A 724-nucleotide genomic window follows, 5' to 3' on the forward strand; every position below is an offset into this window, starting at 1 on the left:
GGGCCGGCGGGTCGGGCAGGGGTGGCTCGGCCGGTGGTTCCGGCGGTCTGGGCGGGTTCTTCTACGGCAACGGCGGCAGCGGCGGCCCGGGCGGGCACGGCATGGTCACCGACGGTGGAGCGGGCGGTGCCGGTGGTGCCGCGGGAATGATCGGCAACGGCGGCGCAGGCGGACCCGGCGGCGCCGCGGTTTCCGGAGGATCCGGCGGCACGGGCGGATTCGGCGGCACCGGCGGCCTGATCGGCGACGGCGGGGCGGGTGGGCCTGGCGGCGAGGCACTACGCCAGGGCGGATCCGGCGGCGACGGCGGATCAAGCCGGTGGATCGGTCAGGGCGGGGTCGGCGGCGCCGGCGGCACCGGCACGTCGGCGGCCACCGGGCTCGGGGAAGCGGGCGGTCATGGCGGCGATGGTGGGCCGCTGTACGGCGGAGGTGGCGATGGGGGTCCGGGTGGCCTCGGCGCCGCCCAGGCGGGCGGGGCCGGCGGTGACGGCGGTGGTGCCGGGATGATCGGCCGCGGAGGAGCCGGCGGGTCCGGTGGGGCCGCCCCGTCCGGTGTGGGCGGGACGGGCGGATCCGGTGGCAGGGCCGGCCAGTTCGGCGACGGCGGGCCCGGCGGACCCGGCGGCTTCGGCAACTTCAGCGGCGGCACAGGCGGAATGGGCGGCGCCGCAGTGCTGATCGGCTCGGGCGGGGCCGGAGGAGCGGGCGGGGGCAGCAACAT

The 724-nt window shown here is 79.7% G+C and carries 1 pseudogene; it reads left to right on the top strand.

The features are described 5' to 3' along the window. Positions 1 to 724: pseudogene (locus tag BST11_RS27810) on the top strand (PE family protein); the annotation flags it as partial.

It is taken from the genome of Mycobacterium alsense (genome assembly GCF_002086635.1).
In the GTDB taxonomy this organism is placed as follows: Bacteria; Actinomycetota; Actinomycetes; order Mycobacteriales; family Mycobacteriaceae; genus Mycobacterium; species Mycobacterium alsense.